At 42.7% G+C, this 211-nt stretch carries 1 pseudogene; it reads left to right on the plus strand.

Features of this window, described 5'->3' with window-relative positions:
- Positions 1-211, plus strand: a pseudogene (locus V6260_RS19335) (hypothetical protein); the annotation flags it as partial.

Consider the following 211-nt stretch of genomic DNA (forward strand, 5'->3'; position numbering starts at 1 on the left):
GGTCGCTGGTTTTTAACCTGCCGTGAACTTGTTGGTGCATTATCAATTCCTCATAATTTTGCAATAAGCCATGCCACGTTAGCTAACGTATGCGATGCACTAAGTAAAATTGGTATTGAATTTATTTACCCTGATACTGATTACACTCATACACCGGTAACAGCGTTTTATCATCAAGGCACAGCCATTGAAGCACTGCGCCAGAGCGAGC

This window comes from Pseudoalteromonas aliena, from assembly GCF_038155085.1.
GTDB classification, from domain to species: domain Bacteria; phylum Pseudomonadota; class Gammaproteobacteria; order Enterobacterales; family Alteromonadaceae; genus Pseudoalteromonas; species Pseudoalteromonas aliena_A.